Raw genomic sequence first — 14,687 nt, forward strand, 5'->3', positions numbered from 1 at the left:
CACACCAGTGGTCAATGGGCGTGGACGGGCCGAGTGGAGCGGACGAGGTCAGCGCGCGGCTTGCGGTACGTCGACCGGAGCCGACGACCGGCGCAGCCTGCCGGTGCCCGGCGTCGTCGCCCACACGACGAGTGCGAGCAGTCCATCCAGCAGCATCGCCAGCGCCGCCACCAGCAGCGCGCCCACCAGCACCCGGTCGTAGCGGTGCAGCCCGAGGCCGTCGAAGATATAGCGGCCGAGCCCGCCGAGGTTCACGTACGCCGCGATGGTCGCGGTGGCCACCACCTGGAGGGTGGCGCCGCGCAGGCCGTTCACCAGGATCGGCATGGCATTGGGCACTTCCACCCGGAACAGGATCTGCTGCTCGGTCATACCCACGGCCCTGGAGGCGTCGACCACGTCGGCGGGCACGTTGGCCACCCCCGCGTACGCGCCCGCCAGCAGCGGCGGGACGCCGACGGTGAGCAGCGCGAGCAGCGGCGGGATCAGCCCTAGCCCGAGCAACAGCACCAGGAACGTGAGCAGGCCGAGGGTGGGCAGCGCGCGCATCGCGTTGGCGAAACCGACCAGCGCCGCGGCGCCGCGCCGTCGGTGGCCGATGGCCAGGCCGAGCGGCACCGCGATCACGGCCGACCCGGCCACCGCCAGCACGGTGTACCAAAGGTGTTGCGCCAGTCGGTATTCGATGCCGGTGGGCCCGCCCCAATTGGCGCTGTCGGTGAAATAACGCCAAGCGTCGACGAAGAGGTTCACGCGCTCGCTCCTCGTCGTGTTCGCTCGTCGGCCCTGGTCCATGGCGTCGCCCACCGGCCGAGCAGGTACACCAGCCGGTCGAAGAGCAGCGCGAGCGCCAGCGTCACGATGATGCCCGCGACGATCTCGTCCGGGTAGTCGCGCTGATAGCCCTGGGTGAACAGCTTGCCGAGTCCGCCGACGCCGATCAGCGCGCCGACCGACACCATGGCGATGTCGGTGACCACCACGACGCGCAGGTTCGACACGAAAACCGGTATGGCCAAAGGCATGTCGACGGTCAGTGTGCGCCGCAGCGGTCCGAAACCGACGGCGTCGGCGGCGTCGACCACGGCGGCGGGGACCGAATCCAGCGCCACCGGCACCGCGATCACCAGCAGCGCGGTCGAGTAGATGGTCAAGGCGATGATCACGTTCCACGGATCGATCGTCGAAATGCCCACCAGCGGAGGGATGATCACGAACAGCGCGAGCGAGGGCACCGTGTAGGCCAGGCTCGCCACGGTCACGGTGATGCGCCGCAGCCACGGGATTCGCCGGATCATCGCGCCCGCCGGAATCGCGATCACCAGGCCGAACAGCAAGGGCGTCAACGCCAGATACAGGTGCGTCCTGGTGATGGCGAGGATGTCGGAGAGGTTGTCGATCAGGTATCGCACGCGGTCTCCCGCCCGTCGCGGCGCGGCGCCGTGGCGGAGCCGCCCCCGATCACGAACCGGCCCCGTCGCCGTCGGAGCGGCCCTGTTCACCAGCGAGCCGGTTGCGCTCGGCGTCTTCCGCGCCGCGTTGCTCGGCCAGCTGGGCGATCACCTCGGTGGCCAGCACGCCGCCCCGCACGCGTCCGGAATCGTCCACGGCCACACCGATTCCGGATGGCGAGGAGATCGCGGCGTCCAATGCCTGGCGCAGGTCGCCCGCGGGTGTGAACAGTGATCCGCCCGCCGCCATGCAGTCCTCCAGCGGCCAGCCCGCGCGCCGGGATGCCACGCCGGTCGCGTCGACCCACCCGAGCGGCTTGACCGTATCGTCCACCACCAGAATCCACTCGCCCTGCTTCAACCGCAGCGCACCCACCGCGCCCGCGGTAGCGGTCGGAATCTCGTGCAGCGGAACGTCATCGGCGGAGCGAAAGGAGAGGCCGCGATAGCCGCGATCGCGCCCGACGAACTCGGCGACGAAATTCGTCGCGGGCCCGGACAGGACGCGCTGCGGCGCATCGTACTGCTGGAGCACGCCCGCGCGGCCGAACACCGCGACCCGGTCGCCGAGGGTGACCGCCTCGTCGATGTCGTGGGTGACGAAGACGATGGTCTTGTGCAATTCCGCTTGCAGCCGCTGCATTTCGATCTGTAACTCGGCCCGCACCACCGGGTCGACGGCGCTGAACGGCTCGTCCATCAGCAGGATCGGCGGGTCGGCGGCCAGCGCCCGCGCCACGCCCACCCGCTGCTGCTGACCGCCCGACAACTGGGCGGGGTAGCGAGCGGCCAGACCACGATCCAGGCCCACTCGGTCCAGGACTTCCAGCGCCGCCTTGCGCGCCGCGCGCCGCGAATCGCCACGCAGTACCGGCACGGTCGCGACATTGTCGAGCACGGTGCGGTGCGGAAGCAGGCCGCCGCTCTGGATCACGTAGCCGATGCCGAGCCGCAGCCGGACCGGATCCACCGTCGAGATGTCTTGTCCGGCAATGGTGATCGTGCCCGAGGTGGGCCGGATCATCCGGTTGATCATCCGCATCGACGTGGTCTTTCCGCAGCCGGACGGACCGACGAACACGGTGAACGAACCGGACTCGATGCGCAGATCCAGATCGGTGACGGCGTGCGTGCCGTCCGGATAGGTCTTGCTGATTGCGTGGAACTCGATGTCCGACACCGCTGCCCTCCCTGCGATCACCCGCGCCGGATCACCCGACCGGCGTGTTCAACCCCTGTGCCGCGACCCACGCCTTGGCGGCCGCCGCGGGCTCGGTCTTGCTGCTGCCCGACACCGCTTTGTTCAGCTCGATCAGCTGCTCGGTGGTGAGCTTCGCCGAGACCGCGTTCAGTGCGGCGATCGCCTTGTCGGACTTCTTGGCGGCGTTGAACAGCGGAATCACGTTCTGCGCCGGGAAGTTGTGCTTCGGGTCCGCGAGTACGACGAGATCGTTCTCGGCGATGGCGGGGGAGGTGGTGAAGATGTTGGCGGCGGTGACCTGGCCCTCCACCAGCGCGCGTACGGTGGCCGGACCGCCGCCGTCGGCGAGCGGGACGAAGTTGGCGGCGGCGATGTCCAGGCCGTAGTTCTCCTTCAGGCCGGGCAGTCCGCCCTGGCGCTCCTGGAATTCCGCGGGCGCGCCGAGCTTCACCTCGGCCGAATGCGGCGCGAGATCGGCGATGGTGCGCAGGTTCCAGCGCTCGGCGGTGGCACGGGTGACCACCACCGCGTCGGAGTCCTGGCCGGGTGCGGGCGCCGCGGTGGCCAATTGGGAGCCGAGCGCGCCCGCCAGCGCGGCCTCGACGTCGGCGCCGCTGGTCGCGGTCGCGTCGTTGTCCAGGTACTGCAACAGATTGCCGGTGTACTCCGGGATCACCGAGATCGCGCACTTGCGTAGCGCCGGGATGTAGGCCTCCCGGCTGCCGATGTTGAGCCGGGTGTCCACCTGGAAGCCGTTGACCCGCAACACCTCCGCGTATATGTTGGCGACCGTCTCGGACTCCGGGAAGTTCGCCGAGCCGACGATCAGGCTCTCACCCGCACAGTCGCCGTCCGCGGCGAGTGGATCGGAATTGCCGCAGGCCGACAGGATCATGCCGACGGCGAGCAGTGTCGCGGCGGCGAGGAGCCGGGAGGCGCGCAGTGCGAGCCGCAGCGCCGACCGCCCGGCAGCGGGGGTGATCGTGGTCTTCACGGGGGTCCTTCCGGCGGATGCGGACGGTGCGTGCGGCCGAGGCCGAAGCGGCACCGGTACATTCTGGTTGTCCATACTGCCCGCAACTGGGTATTTCTGTCGGCTGTAGTCGTCTTCGGAGAGTTGGTGTCGCCGGATGGTGTTGGCCGCGTCTAGGCGGGTGCTGGCCCGGATATTGGTCGCCGCGGCCGCGGCCGCGGTCGTGTCCTGCGGAAACGACGATCCCGGCCCCGCCTTCGTGGTCGGCGCGGGTGACGCGATCGAATCGCGGGTGCTCGCGGAGGTCTACGCGGGCGCGCTGGCCAGGACCGGGCTGCGGGTCGCCGTGCAGCCGGAGCTCGGGCAGCGGGCCGACTATCTGGCCGCGCTCGACGCGGGCCGGGTCGCGCTGGTCGGCGAGCACACCGGCGCACTGCTGGCCTTCTACGACAGCCGGTCCGCGGCGCGCACGCCATCCGCCGTGGTCCAGGATCTGAACCGCTCGCTGCCGGAGGGGCTGGTCGTCTCGGATCCGGCCGACGGCACCGATCTGCGGCCACGGGTGCTGGTCGCCGCCGAGGCCGCGCGCCGGGACGATCTGGATTCGGTCGCCGAACTCGCCCCGCGCTGCGGAGAACTCCGCGCCGGACTGGCTCCCGCGCCGGACGCGCTCCGTGCCCCCGGCGCCGCACCGGTGACCGTCTGCGACTTCGCGGGGGAGACGCCGTTGCCCGATACGGCCGCGCTGCGGAATGCCCTGCTGGACAACTCGGTTCAAGCCGGAGTGATCGGCGGTCCTTCCGCGCTCACCTCCTCGGCCACCGAGGGGCTCACGGTGCTGACCGACCGTGAGTACGCGTTGCGCGCCGAGAACGTGATCCCGGTGTTCCGCAAGGGGCTGCTCGACGACCAGCGCATCCGGAAGCTGAATTACGTTGCGGGCGAACTGACGACGGACGATTTGGTCGAGATGATCCGCCGCGTCCGCGACGGCGCCGCGGCCGGTGAGGTCGCGCGCGCCTGGCTGGACACGCACGGATTGTAGGTTCCGGGGCGAGGTCGTCCATCGGCGCGCCACGTGCGGACGATGCCGGAGCCTGCCGCGTCCGGCGGTGTTCCGAACGTCGCGTTCCTCTGGGGTGATCCGCTGTCGACCGGATATGCCGTCCGGTTCGCTTGCCGCCACGGGCTGCCGATCGCGATGCCGGACGAGCCTCGGCCTCGGCCTGAGCCGGGTCGGTGGTCGCGAGAGCTGTTCGGACGCAATGCCGTTCGGTCCGCATAGCGCCGGGTCGGTGCCCGGAAGTCGAAGGTGCGTCGAAGGGTTCGTGATTGCCATGGGGTCCTGATGGTGGTGCTCGTCACGCGCTGACTGCACACCCTTGTCCCGCCGCAATTCTGAGCCGTATATTCCACGTGGAGTATTTGGTACGGAGTATGTCGGTACCCGCGACTACCGTTTCGCGGTCGAAGGGGTACGGCAACCCGGCTCCCGCGGTGTGGCGGGGGTGATTTCCACGGGAGGTGATTGCATGGGGCAGGCGCGTCCGGCGTTGACCGCGTTGGCGGTCTCCGTACTCGCGCTGCTCGAGGAGCGGCCGATGCATCCGTACGAGATGTTTCAGCTGCTGCTGCGGCGGGGCGAGGATCTGCTGGTCAAGCTGCGGCCCGGCTCGCTCTACCACACCGTCACCCGGCTGGCCGATCAAGAACTGGTGCGCGCCGAGGGCGTCGACCGCGCGGGCAACCGCCCCGAACGCACCACCTACCGGATCACCGCGTCCGGTAGGGACGCGCTGCGGGCCAGGCTCGCCGAGCTCCTGCGCTATCCGCAGCGGGAATACCCGCTGTTCCCCGTCGCGCTGGCCGAAGCGCACAACCTGCCGAAGGAGGACGTGCTCGCGCTGGTGCGCGAACGCGTCGCCCACCTCGAGCGCGATCTCGAAGACCTCGACACGATGACCGACTGGGCCCGTACCCACGAGGTGGAACGCCGCTACTGGGTCGTATTGACCTATCTGCGCACCACATTCGCGGCCGAGCTCACCTGGTTGACCGGCTTCCTCGACGAATTGGCAAGCGGCGCACTGGAGTGGGAGGAGTTCGACCCGCACACCGGCATCCGGCTGGCCGGACCCGAACATCCCTGGGCCGACGACGACCACCCGGAGCCGCCGCCCATGCCGCGCCGCTCGACGGCAGCGGCGCCGTGACCGCCTCCGATCACTCACACCGATCTTCTCGGATAGGAACGACATCCCTATGCCCACCCAACGCAATCCGTGGCTAGCGCTGTCCGCGCTGGTCGTCGGCTTCTTCATGATCCTGCTCGACATGACCATCGTCGCGGTCGCCAACCCCGCGATCATGCGGGACCTGCAGGCCGATATCTCCCAGGTCATCTGGGTCACCAGCGCCTACCTGCTCACCTATGCCGTTCCGCTGCTCGTCACCGGCAGGCTCGGTGATCGCTACGGCCCCAAGAACATCTACCTCATCGGTCTCGCGGTCTTCACCGCCGCGTCGCTGTGGTGCGGGCTGTCGCAGAGCATCGGCATGCTGATCGCCGCGCGCGCCGTGCAGGGCCTCGGCGCCGCGCTCATGACGCCGCAGACCATGGCGGTGATCACCCGCACCTTCCCGCCGGACCGGCGCGGCGCGGCCATGGGTCTGTGGGGCGGCGTGGCGGGTCTGGCCACCCTGGTCGGCCCGATCCTGGGCGGCGTGCTGGTCGACGGGCTGAGCTGGGAGTGGATCTTCATCGTCAACGTGCCGGTCGGCATCGTCGCCTTCGCGCTGGCGGTCTGGCTGGTGCCCGCGCTGCCCACGCACCCGCACAAGTTCGACATCCCCGGCGTGGTGCTCAGCGGCATCGGCATGTTCCTGCTGGTGTTCGGCATTCAGGAGGGCAACAGCTACGACTGGTCGGCGCGCATCTGGCTGATGATCGCCGCGGGTCTGGTCGTGCTCGGCGTGTTCGCGGTGAACCAGGCGCGCAACACCGGTGAGCCGCTGGTGCCGCTCGGTCTGTTCCGCGACCGCAACTTCGCGCTGTCGAACGTGGCCATCGCCGCGATGGGCGCCACGGTCACCTCGGTGATGGTGCCCTCGTACTTCTATCTGCAAGCGGTGCGCGAGCTGTCGCCGACCAGGTCGGCACTGGTGTTCGCGCCGATGGCGATCGTCACCGGTTTCGCCGCGCCGCTCGTCGGCAAGTTCGCCGATCGGCTGCATCCGCGCATCGTCCCGACCACCGGCTTCGCGCTGTTCGCGGTGTCGATCTTCTGGTGGTCGGCGATCATGACGCCGGATTCCAACATCGCGTGGTTCCTGGCGTCCGCGGCGCTGGCCGGTTTCGCCAACGCCTGCATCTGGGCGCCGCTGGCCTCCACCGCCACCCACAACCTGGCCGTGCACCAGGCGGGTGCGGGCGCGGGCGTCTACAACACCACCCGTCAGGTCGGTTCGGTGCTGGGCAGCGCGGCCATCAGCGCGCTGATCGCCTCTCGGATGTCCGCCAACGGTCTCGTGGGCGGCGCACCCACCGGGGAAGGCGTCGGCCAAGGCCCCCTCCCGCCGCAGATCCTCGGCGAATTCAGCACCGCCCTCGGCGAATCCATCCTGCTGCCCGCCGCCATCCTGCTGATCGGCGTCGTAGCCTCGGCCCTCTTCGTCCGCCACGGCACCCCCACCCCCGCGGGCCCCGCCGACAAACTCGCCAAGGCCGACAGCGTCTCGGCCTGATCGCCGCCCGGCCGCATCCCCACCCGGGGATGCGGCCTCAGCGCACGAGTCCGGAGAGCCGGTCCCAATCGACCTTCAACCGCACCGGCATATCGACGATCTCGGCCCCGCCCGGCTCGAGCACAACGTGCGGACGGTACTGCGTCAGTGCGTGATCGAGTACGAAGACTTCGATCGAATCGACGCGGTTGTCGGCGATCCAGACGATCCAGTACCAGGGAATTCCCGCCAGCGCGTAATCGGCCTTCTTCTGAGCGATGTCGATCTTCTCGCTGCCCGGTGACACGACTTCGACCGCGATGAGCAGCATGGACGCCGGTCGCGGCCGCAATTCATCGGGGGCGCATTCGTAGAGGGCAACATCGGGCCGGCGGACCGTAGCCTTCGGAAGCTCCCACAGCGCGACATCGAAGTCGGTGTCCACATCGAGGCAGCCGTCCTGGTATCGGTCCATGTGCTGTTCGGCGGCCGTTTCGAGCAATTCGGCCAGTCGTCGAGCGGCCTTCTGGTGCTGCCGATTCGGCGATTCGGCGCGCACCGCCTCGCCGTTGACCAATTCGACCTGGCGGCAGAAGTCTTCGGGCAGTTCGCGCCAGATGTCCAGCGTGATCGGCTCCGGCTGCAGGTTCTCGGACTTCGCCCAGTCGAAGATCGCGGACATGTGCGCTCCTTGGGATCGGGCCAACTACCTGCTCAGACCCTATCCGGATGCATTCGGCGAACGCTATCGCATTCGATGAATATCCCGGGCGTCGTGCCCGGCGTCAGCCGATTTGGATGGTGAGGGTGGGGTGGCCGGTGGCGCCGTCGGGGATGACGTCGCGGCGTTCGGCGGTTTGGGTTTCGCCGGTGCCGTCGGTGGCGCGGGCGCGGAGGGTGTGGGTGCCGGGGGTGGCGTCCCAGTCGTAGACCCATTGGCGCCAGGTGTCGATGGACTGTTCGGTGGACAGGCGGGCCGGACGCCAGTCGCCGTCGTCGATCTGCACCTCGACGGCGGTGATGCCGCGGTGCTGGGCCCAGGCCACGCCCGCGACGGGGATGCGGCCGGGTGGTCTGCGGACCCGGCCGCGCGGGGTGTCGATGCGGGTGCCGGTCTTGATCGGGCCGAGGGCCGACCAACCGCGCCGGGTCCAGTAGGCGGTGGCGCGGTCGAACCGGGTGACCTCCAGTTCGGTCACCCATTTGGTGGCCGAGACATAGCCGTACAGGCCGGGCACCACCAGCCGGGCCGGATAACCGTGCGCCACCGGCAGCGGTTCGCCGTTCATGCCCACCGCGAGCAGGGCGTCGCGGCCGTCGGTGAGAACGGCCAGCGGGGTTCCCGACGTCCAGCCGTCCTTGCTGCGGGAGAGCACCATATCGGCGTCGGGATGCGGTCCGGCCTCGGCGAGCAGCTCGACGAGACGGTAGCCGCGCCACAGCGCGTTGCCGATGAGATCGCCGCCCACGGGATTCGACACGCAGGCCAGCGTCACGAGCCGTTCCACCACTGGCCGCCGCGCGAGATCGGCCCAGCCGATGGTGATCTCGCGATCCACCATGCCGTGGATGCGCAGCGACCAGTCGTCGATCGAGACCTGCGGCAGGAAGAGCGCGGTATCGATCCGGTAGAAGTCGTCGTTGGCAGTGAGATACGGCGTCAGCCCCGGCACCCGCAGATCGGCATCGGGCAGCAACGAGATCGCGGGCTCGGTCGGCTGCGGCAGCGTGACCGCCGCGCGCTCGCCCGAGACGTCCCCGCGCCGCGCACCCCACAGCCGCCCACCTGCGCCGGCCAGCAAGGCCACGCCGCCCGTGATCGCCATGCCCCGCAACAGATCTCGCCGCTGCGGGCCCGCCGCGATCCCCCCTGAGCCGGTCGAACCCGTCCCCGCATCCACTTCGGTCCGCAGGTCGGCGGCGCTTCGGGATGATTCCGCGGTCGCGTCGGCGCCGGTCCGCGGCTCGATGGCAGTGTCGGCGCGCGCAGCGGTGTCGGCTTCGGGATGCGTCGAACCATCCGCCTGCACTCGATCGGCGCGACTACTTGCGTCCGCACCCGAGTGAGGCTGCGCGCCAGGGGTTTCCGGTGCAACAGGGGAGTCGGCGGGGTGAACCTGTGCCGATGCCGTGGCGGGAGTCGTGTGATCGGAAGGCGGCGTGTTCGGTGGCGGCTGTTCGGATGCTGTGCCGGGAAACGCTTCGGTGATCTGCTCGGTCAGTACGCGGAGCGCGTATATCCCTGCGGCGACGCCGATTACGGTGGGAATCGCGGCGAGGACGCCGTAGCGTTCGGCGGCCAGGAACGCGGCGAGCAAGCCGAAGAAGACGAGCAGGGTGGAGCCCGTCGCGCGGTCGACGCGTTCGAGGGCGCCCGCGAGACCCGCGACGAAGACCGCGACGACAGCCATGCAGAGGAACAGCACCGTCTTGTCGGCCGTGCCGAACGTGCTGATCGCCCATTCGCGCAGGCCGTCGGGGGTGTGGTCGATGACCGCCGCACCGAGCACGTAGATCGGCGCGCTCTCGGACCGGATGAACGCGGCAAGCAGCTGCGCCACCCCGAGCGCCAGCCCGGCGGACACGATTCCAGCCCCCACCCGCCACCGCAGTACGGCCATGTCGCGAGCCTACTGCGCCCACCCGGCCCGCGCCCGCCCCGAAGTGCAAACCACCATTTCTCTCCCGTCGATTCCCTCTCGCGTCCGCTTACTCCTTGTGCTTCCGGTAGTAGCGCGCCACGCGGACCCGGTTGCCGCAGCGTTCGGGGGAGCACCAGCGGCGTTTGGGGTGGGCGGGCAGGAAGAGGAGCACGCAGTCGTCGGCCTCGCAGCGTTTGAGTTTGGCGAGGGCAGGGTCGGTGAGCAGGTCGGCCGCGGCTTCGGCGAGGACGGCCGACAGGCATGTGGCGGACGGGCCGTCGCGGTGCGGGGTGGCGACGACGGCGGCGCCGTCCCAGTGCAGGCGGCGGACGGCAGGGGCGGCGGCCTGCGCCGTGGTGAGCGCGCGCAGCGCCGCGGCGGGCGGGGGTTGGCCGTGCAGCACCGCGTCGAGGGCGGCGGCGATGTGGTCGCGCACGTCGTGCACGGCGGCCAGGTCAGCGGGGGCGGGTCGGTCCAGCGCCAGCTCGGGGTGGCGGTCGGATTGGCGGGCGAGCCAGTCCGCCAACTGTTCGGTGGTGGCGAGCAGATCCGTGCCGAGCGGTCGGGTGTTGACCAGGTCCAGCGCCAAGGGCTCGCCGATCAGCGGGGTCGTATCGGTCACCTTCTAATGGTACATCTCCGAGTTGACACATTAGAAGACGATGCGCTAGAACTAATGCATCACCACGTAGATAAGGCATGTGAAATGTTCGAGCTGCCCCGCGTTCAGCACCGCACCGTCGAGGTCGACGGCGTCGAGGTCTTCTACCGCGAATCGATCCCGGCGCGCCCCGACGCGCCGATCCTGTTGCTGCTGCACGGTTTTCCCTCGGGTTCACACCAGTTCCGTGCGCTGCTGCAGGCGCTCGGCGGCCACTACCGGCTGATCGCCCCCGACTACCCTGGCTTCGGACGCACCAGCGCCCCCGCCGATTTCGAGTACAGCTTCGATCGCCTCGCCGATGTGGTGGAGGGTTTCGTCCAGGCCCTCGATCTGCGCCGGTTCGCGATGTACGTCTTCGACTTCGGCGCCCCGATCGGCTTTCGGCTGGCCCTGCGCCACCCCGAATGGATCGCCGGGTTGGTGGTGCAGAACGGCAACGCCTACGAGGCCGGACTTTCCGAGGGCGCCAAGGAATTCGTCGCGCTGCGTCCGGAACAGGAGGGCGCCGAGGACACCATCCGCGGACTGCTCACCCTCGAGGGCACCCGCGGCCAGTACGAGCACGGCGTGCCCGATCCGTCGGTGCTCGCGCCCGAGAGCTGGCTGCTCGATCAGCACTTCCTCGAGCTGCCCGGCCGCAAGGAGGCGCAGGTCGCGCTGGCCTTCGACTACCAGTCGAACGTCGACGCCTACCCGGAATGGCAGCGGTGGCTGCGCGAGCACACCCCGCCCACGCTCGTCGTGTGGGGCGCCGAAGACCCGTTCTTCCCCGAGCCGGGCGCCCACGCCTACCTCGCCGACGTCCCCGACGCCGAACTGCACCTCTTCGACACCGGCCACTTCGCCCTGGAAACCCACCTGCCGGAGATTGCTCCGCTCATCGCGAAGTTCCTCGACCGGCTCTGAGCCGGCTGCGAACCGAGCCGCCGTAAGAGGAAGCCGCAGGTGCGCGTGCAAGCTGCGCGCAGGACCTGGCACGCGAATGGTGCGGACAGGCGCGACCGCTCTCTACCGAGCCGCCACTCGTCGGAGCCCCGACCGCGTGCGCAGGCTGCGTCCAGGACCTGATACGCGAATGGCGCAGCCGGGCGAGAATCCGCAGAAACGCGAAAGGCGCTGCCCGCGAAACGAACCCGCGGACAGCGCCTTTCGACCAGCTACTAGCTGTAGATCTTCTCCACCTCGGAGGCGTACTGCTTCATCACGACGGCGCGCTTGAGCGACATCTTCGGGGTGAGCTCGCCGCCCTCCTGGGTCCAGTCGACCGCGAGGATGCGGATCTTCTTGATCTGCTCGGCGTGCGAGACCTTCTTGTTGGTGTCGGCGATGGCGGCATCGATCTCGGCGACCAGGTCGGCGTGCTCGATGAGCTTCTCGATCGCGGTCTCGGCGGGCAGCCCTTTGCGTTCCTTCCAGCCGGGCAGCGCCTCCGGGTCGAGGGTGATCAGCGCGCCGACGAACGGCTGACCGTCGCCGACCACCATCACCTGGCTGATCAGCGGGTGCGACCGCAGCGAGTCCTCGAGCAGCGCGGGCGAGACGTTCTTGCCGCCCGCGGTGACGATGATTTCCTTCTTGCGGCCGGTGATGGTGACGAAGCCGTCGGCGTCGATGGCGCCGAGGTCGCCGGTCTTGAACCAGCCGTCGTCGAAGGCGTCCTCGGTGGCTTCCGCGTTGCCCCAGTAGCCGCCGAACACGACCGAGCCGCGCAGCAGCAGCTCGCCGTCCTCGGCGATCTTGACGGCGTGGCCCTCGATCGGGCGGCCGACCGAACCGACTCGAATCTTCTCCGGGGTGTTCACGGTGATGGCCGCGGTGGTCTCGGTGAGGCCGTAGCCCTCGTAGATGGTCACGCCGACGCCGCGGAAGAAGTGGCCGAGGCGCGCGCCGAGCGGGCCGCCGCCGGAGACGGCCGCCTCGCACTGACCGCCGAGCGCGACCCGCAGCTTGCTGTAGACCAGCTTGTCGAACACCGTGTGCTTGAGCTTGAGCACGAGGCCGGGGCCGCCGTTGTCCAGCGCCTCGCTGTAGGCGATGGCGGTGTCGGCAGCGGCGTCGAAGATCTTGCCCTTGCCGCCGTCGTGCGCCTTCTGCTTCGACGCGTTGAACACCTTCTCGAACACGCGCGGTACCGAGAGGATGAAGTGCGGCTTGTAGCTGCCGAACTGGTCGACCAGGGTGGACCAGTCGGAGGTGTGCGCGACGATCACCTTGGCGTCGAAGGCCGCCAGCGCCACCGCGCGCGCGAACACGTGCGCCAGCGGCAGGAACATCAGGGTCTTCTTGCCCTCGGTGACGTACTTGCTCAGCGCGATCCGGTCGGACTTCGACTCCGCGTAGAGGTTCGCGTGGCTGAGCATGACGCCCTTGGGGCGGCCCGTGGTGCCCGAGGTGTAGATCAGGGTGGCGGGCGAGGCGGCGCCGACCTGCGCGCGGCGGTCGTGCACGGCCTGATCGTCCAGCTCGGCGCCGCGGGCGAGCAGCTCGTCGATGGCGCCCTTGTCGATCTGGATGGTTTCCTTCAGCTCGGGCAGCGAGCCCGCCTCGATCTCGTCGATCGTGGCGCGGTGCTTGTCGTTTTCGACGACGAGCAGCTTGGTCGCAGAGTCCTGCAGGATCCACTTGGCCTGCTCGGCGGCGGAGCTGTCGTAGATGGCGACGGTGCAGGCGCCCGCCGCCCAGATGGCGAAGTCGAGCACAGCCCACTCGTAGCGGGTGGGGGCCATGATGGCGACGCGGTCGCCGAGTTCGATGCCGGAGGCGATGATGCCCTTGGCCACGCCCGTGACGGTTTCGGCGAACTCCGCCGCCGTGACGTCCCGCCAACCGCCGCTGCCGTTCGGCACGTTGAACAGCACCGCGTTCGGCGCCTGCTCGGCGTGGCGGAAGACGTTGTCGGAATTGTTCGCGTCATCCGGGATGGTGTAGGAAGCCGGGACTTCGAACTCTCGCATCAGTGCCCTTCCACGTGGGTTTACTCGCCAGTAATCTACGACACCTTGTGCCGGTCCGTGCGATCGACTACCGAAAATCTCGCCGCTCGGTAATCGGCCGCCCGATCCGGACTCGTTTGCCATCTTTCTGCACGGCCGGAGCGCAGGCGGAGGTACGCACTCATCCTAGGTCGCTCGCGCGCACCGGCTGGACGGCATCGCGCAGGAAATCGGAGAGTTCGCGCAGCGCCACCGCGGCGGGGCGGAACAATCCGGCCTGCAACTGGGCGACGTGCCATAGGCCCCGGCTCTCGGTGAACTGCACGTGCACTCCCGCGCCGCGCAGCGCCGCGACCAGTGCGACGCACTGGGCGTGCAGCAGCTCGCTGACGTCGACCTGGACATAGGTCGGCGGCAGTCCGTGCAGGACCCCGCGCAGCGGCGCGTAGCCGGGATCGTTCCCGTCGCCCTCGCCGAGGTAGGCGGCGGCGCAGGCGCGCGACCACGGCTTGTTGATCACCGTGTCGCTGTCGCGATCGGGGATCTCGTTGGGATCGCTCCACGGTGCGATCAGGCCGAGCGCCGCAGGGGTGATCCCGTGCTCGGCGATCAGCCGCTGCGCAGTGGCCAAGCTCAGGCCGCCGCCCGCCGAGTCGCCCGCGACGGCGATCTGATCGGGCCGGAAGCCCTTCTCGGACACCAGTTCCAGGAACGCGGCGACGGCGTCGTCCAGACCCGAGGGGAACGGGTGCTCCGGCGCCATCCGATAGTCGACGACGTACACCGCGCTGCCGGTGTCGCGGGCCAGCCGCGCCGCGAGCGAGCGGTGGGTGGCCATCGACCCGACCGCGTAGCCACCGCCGTGCAGGTAGAGCACGGCGGTGGTGGGGTTGGTCGAGTCCGCGATGTGCAGTTCGGCCGGACGAGCGCCGAGTCGCGTCTTGCGCACCGTGACGCCGGAGGGCATCGGTTGCAGCGGCGCGCCGAGATCCATCAGCTTGCGCTGCACCGTGAACGGCAGTCGAGCGTTGAGCATCAACCGGAACACCGGCTTCAGCAGCACGCGGCCGACGGGCAGCGGAATGTCGAATTCACGCATG

Annotated in this window: 13 protein-coding genes; 4 read left to right on the forward strand and 9 right to left on the reverse strand. The window is 69.4% G+C overall.

Annotated features, from left to right (window positions below; translation table 11 throughout):
• Positions 1–48: 48 nt before the first annotated feature.
• From ACRWNM_RS14565 to ACRWNM_RS14580, 4 genes are read right to left on the reverse strand one after another with little or no spacing between them, the layout of a single operon-like run.
• A complete protein-coding gene (locus ACRWNM_RS14565) occupies positions 49–753 on the reverse strand; it encodes an ABC transporter permease (protein WP_431967598.1) in 705 nt (234 codons plus the stop codon).
• Positions 750–1,412 (reverse strand): ABC transporter permease, encoded by a 663-nt coding sequence (locus ACRWNM_RS14570; RefSeq protein ID WP_431967600.1) that lies wholly within the window; start codon positions 1,410–1,412, stop codon positions 750–752. Before ACRWNM_RS14570 ends, ACRWNM_RS14565 begins: the two co-directional genes overlap by 4 nt.
• A gap of 49 nt (positions 1,413–1,461) precedes the next feature.
• Positions 1,462–2,631: an ABC transporter ATP-binding protein gene (locus ACRWNM_RS14575; protein ID WP_431967602.1), complete on the reverse strand. Its 1,170-nt coding sequence runs from the start codon at positions 2,629–2,631 to the stop codon at positions 1,462–1,464.
• Between the two features lie 31 nt (positions 2,632–2,662).
• Positions 2,663–3,595 carry an ABC transporter substrate-binding protein gene (locus tag ACRWNM_RS14580; protein WP_431967975.1) on the reverse strand — a complete coding sequence of 311 codons (933 nt, stop codon included), beginning with the start codon at positions 3,593–3,595 and terminating at the stop codon, positions 2,663–2,665.
• A 187-nt stretch (positions 3,596–3,782) separates the two neighbouring features.
• Here ACRWNM_RS14580 and ACRWNM_RS14585 point away from each other — a divergent pair, with 187 nt between their 5' ends.
• The 3 genes from ACRWNM_RS14585 (at position 3,783) to ACRWNM_RS14595 (ending at position 7,369) form a co-directional block, all read left to right on the forward strand.
• On the forward strand, positions 3,783–4,670 hold the full coding sequence (locus ACRWNM_RS14585) for a glycine betaine ABC transporter substrate-binding protein (protein ID WP_431967604.1): 888 nt from the start codon (positions 3,783–3,785) through the stop codon (positions 4,668–4,670).
• 487 nt (positions 4,671–5,157) lie between these two features.
• On the forward strand, positions 5,158–5,838 hold the full coding sequence (locus tag ACRWNM_RS14590) for a PadR family transcriptional regulator (protein WP_431967606.1): 681 nt from the start codon (positions 5,158–5,160) through the stop codon (positions 5,836–5,838).
• A gap of 49 nt (positions 5,839–5,887) precedes the next feature.
• The gene (locus ACRWNM_RS14595; RefSeq protein ID WP_431967609.1) at positions 5,888–7,369 is read left to right on the forward strand and encodes a DHA2 family efflux MFS transporter permease subunit; all 1,482 of its coding nucleotides are present in this window, start codon (positions 5,888–5,890) and stop codon (positions 7,367–7,369) included.
• Between the two features lie 37 nt (positions 7,370–7,406).
• On the opposite strand, the gene ACRWNM_RS14600 is transcribed toward ACRWNM_RS14595, so the two are convergent.
• The 3 genes from ACRWNM_RS14600 to ACRWNM_RS14610 all read right to left on the reverse strand — a co-directional run bounded on the left by ACRWNM_RS14600 (position 7,407) and on the right by ACRWNM_RS14610 (position 10,612).
• A complete protein-coding gene (locus ACRWNM_RS14600; protein ID WP_431967611.1) occupies positions 7,407–8,030 on the reverse strand; it encodes a Uma2 family endonuclease in 624 nt (207 codons plus the stop codon).
• Positions 8,031–8,133: 103 nt separating this feature from the next.
• Positions 8,134–9,969 carry a molybdopterin-dependent oxidoreductase gene (locus tag ACRWNM_RS14605; protein ID WP_431967613.1) on the reverse strand — a complete coding sequence of 612 codons (1,836 nt, stop codon included), beginning with the start codon at positions 9,967–9,969 and terminating at the stop codon, positions 8,134–8,136.
• An 88-nt stretch (positions 9,970–10,057) separates the two neighbouring features.
• Positions 10,058–10,612, reverse strand: a complete 555-nt coding sequence (locus ACRWNM_RS14610; RefSeq protein WP_431967615.1) for a CGNR zinc finger domain-containing protein — start codon at positions 10,610–10,612, stop codon at positions 10,058–10,060.
• An 84-nt stretch (positions 10,613–10,696) separates the two neighbouring features.
• On the opposite strand from ACRWNM_RS14610, the gene ACRWNM_RS14615 reads away from it, so the two are divergent.
• Positions 10,697–11,560, forward strand: coding sequence for an alpha/beta fold hydrolase (locus tag ACRWNM_RS14615; RefSeq protein WP_431967617.1), 864 nt, complete (start codon positions 10,697–10,699; stop codon positions 11,558–11,560).
• Between the two features lie 254 nt (positions 11,561–11,814).
• Here the strand turns inward: ACRWNM_RS14615 and ACRWNM_RS14620 are convergent, their stop codons facing one another.
• Together ACRWNM_RS14620 and ACRWNM_RS14625 are read right to left on the reverse strand one after the other, a co-directional pair.
• A complete protein-coding gene (locus tag ACRWNM_RS14620; RefSeq protein ID WP_431967619.1) occupies positions 11,815–13,608 on the reverse strand; it encodes an AMP-dependent synthetase/ligase in 1,794 nt (597 codons plus the stop codon).
• A 160-nt stretch (positions 13,609–13,768) separates the two neighbouring features.
• Positions 13,769–14,686 carry an alpha/beta hydrolase gene (locus ACRWNM_RS14625; protein WP_431967621.1) on the reverse strand — a complete coding sequence of 306 codons (918 nt, stop codon included), beginning with the start codon at positions 14,684–14,686 and terminating at the stop codon, positions 13,769–13,771.
• Between the last annotated feature and the right edge of the window lies 1 nt (position 14,687).

Source organism: Nocardia sp. bgisy134, assembly GCF_965341865.1.
Taxonomy (GTDB): Bacteria; Actinomycetota; Actinomycetes; order Mycobacteriales; family Mycobacteriaceae; genus Nocardia.

Coding starts and splice junctions, on each gene's coding strand:
- ACRWNM_RS14585 (WP_431967604.1), top strand. CDS start 3,783: ATGGTGTTGGCCGCGTCTAGGCGGGTGCTGGCCCGGATATTGGTCGCC.
- ACRWNM_RS14590 (WP_431967606.1), top strand. CDS start 5,158: ATGGGGCAGGCGCGTCCGGCGTTGACCGCGTTGGCGGTCTCCGTACTC.
- ACRWNM_RS14595 (WP_431967609.1), top strand. CDS start 5,888: ATGCCCACCCAACGCAATCCGTGGCTAGCGCTGTCCGCGCTGGTCGTC.
- ACRWNM_RS14600 (WP_431967611.1), bottom strand. CDS start 8,030: ATGTCCGCGATCTTCGACTGGGCGAAGTCCGAGAACCTGCAGCCGGAG.
- ACRWNM_RS14605 (WP_431967613.1), bottom strand. CDS start 9,969: ATGGCCGTACTGCGGTGGCGGGTGGGGGCTGGAATCGTGTCCGCCGGG.
- ACRWNM_RS14615 (WP_431967617.1), top strand. CDS start 10,697: ATGTTCGAGCTGCCCCGCGTTCAGCACCGCACCGTCGAGGTCGACGGC.
- ACRWNM_RS14620 (WP_431967619.1), bottom strand. CDS start 13,608: ATGCGAGAGTTCGAAGTCCCGGCTTCCTACACCATCCCGGATGACGCG.
- ACRWNM_RS14625 (WP_431967621.1), bottom strand. CDS start 14,686: ATGCGTGAATTCGACATTCCGCTGCCCGTCGGCCGCGTGCTGCTGAAG.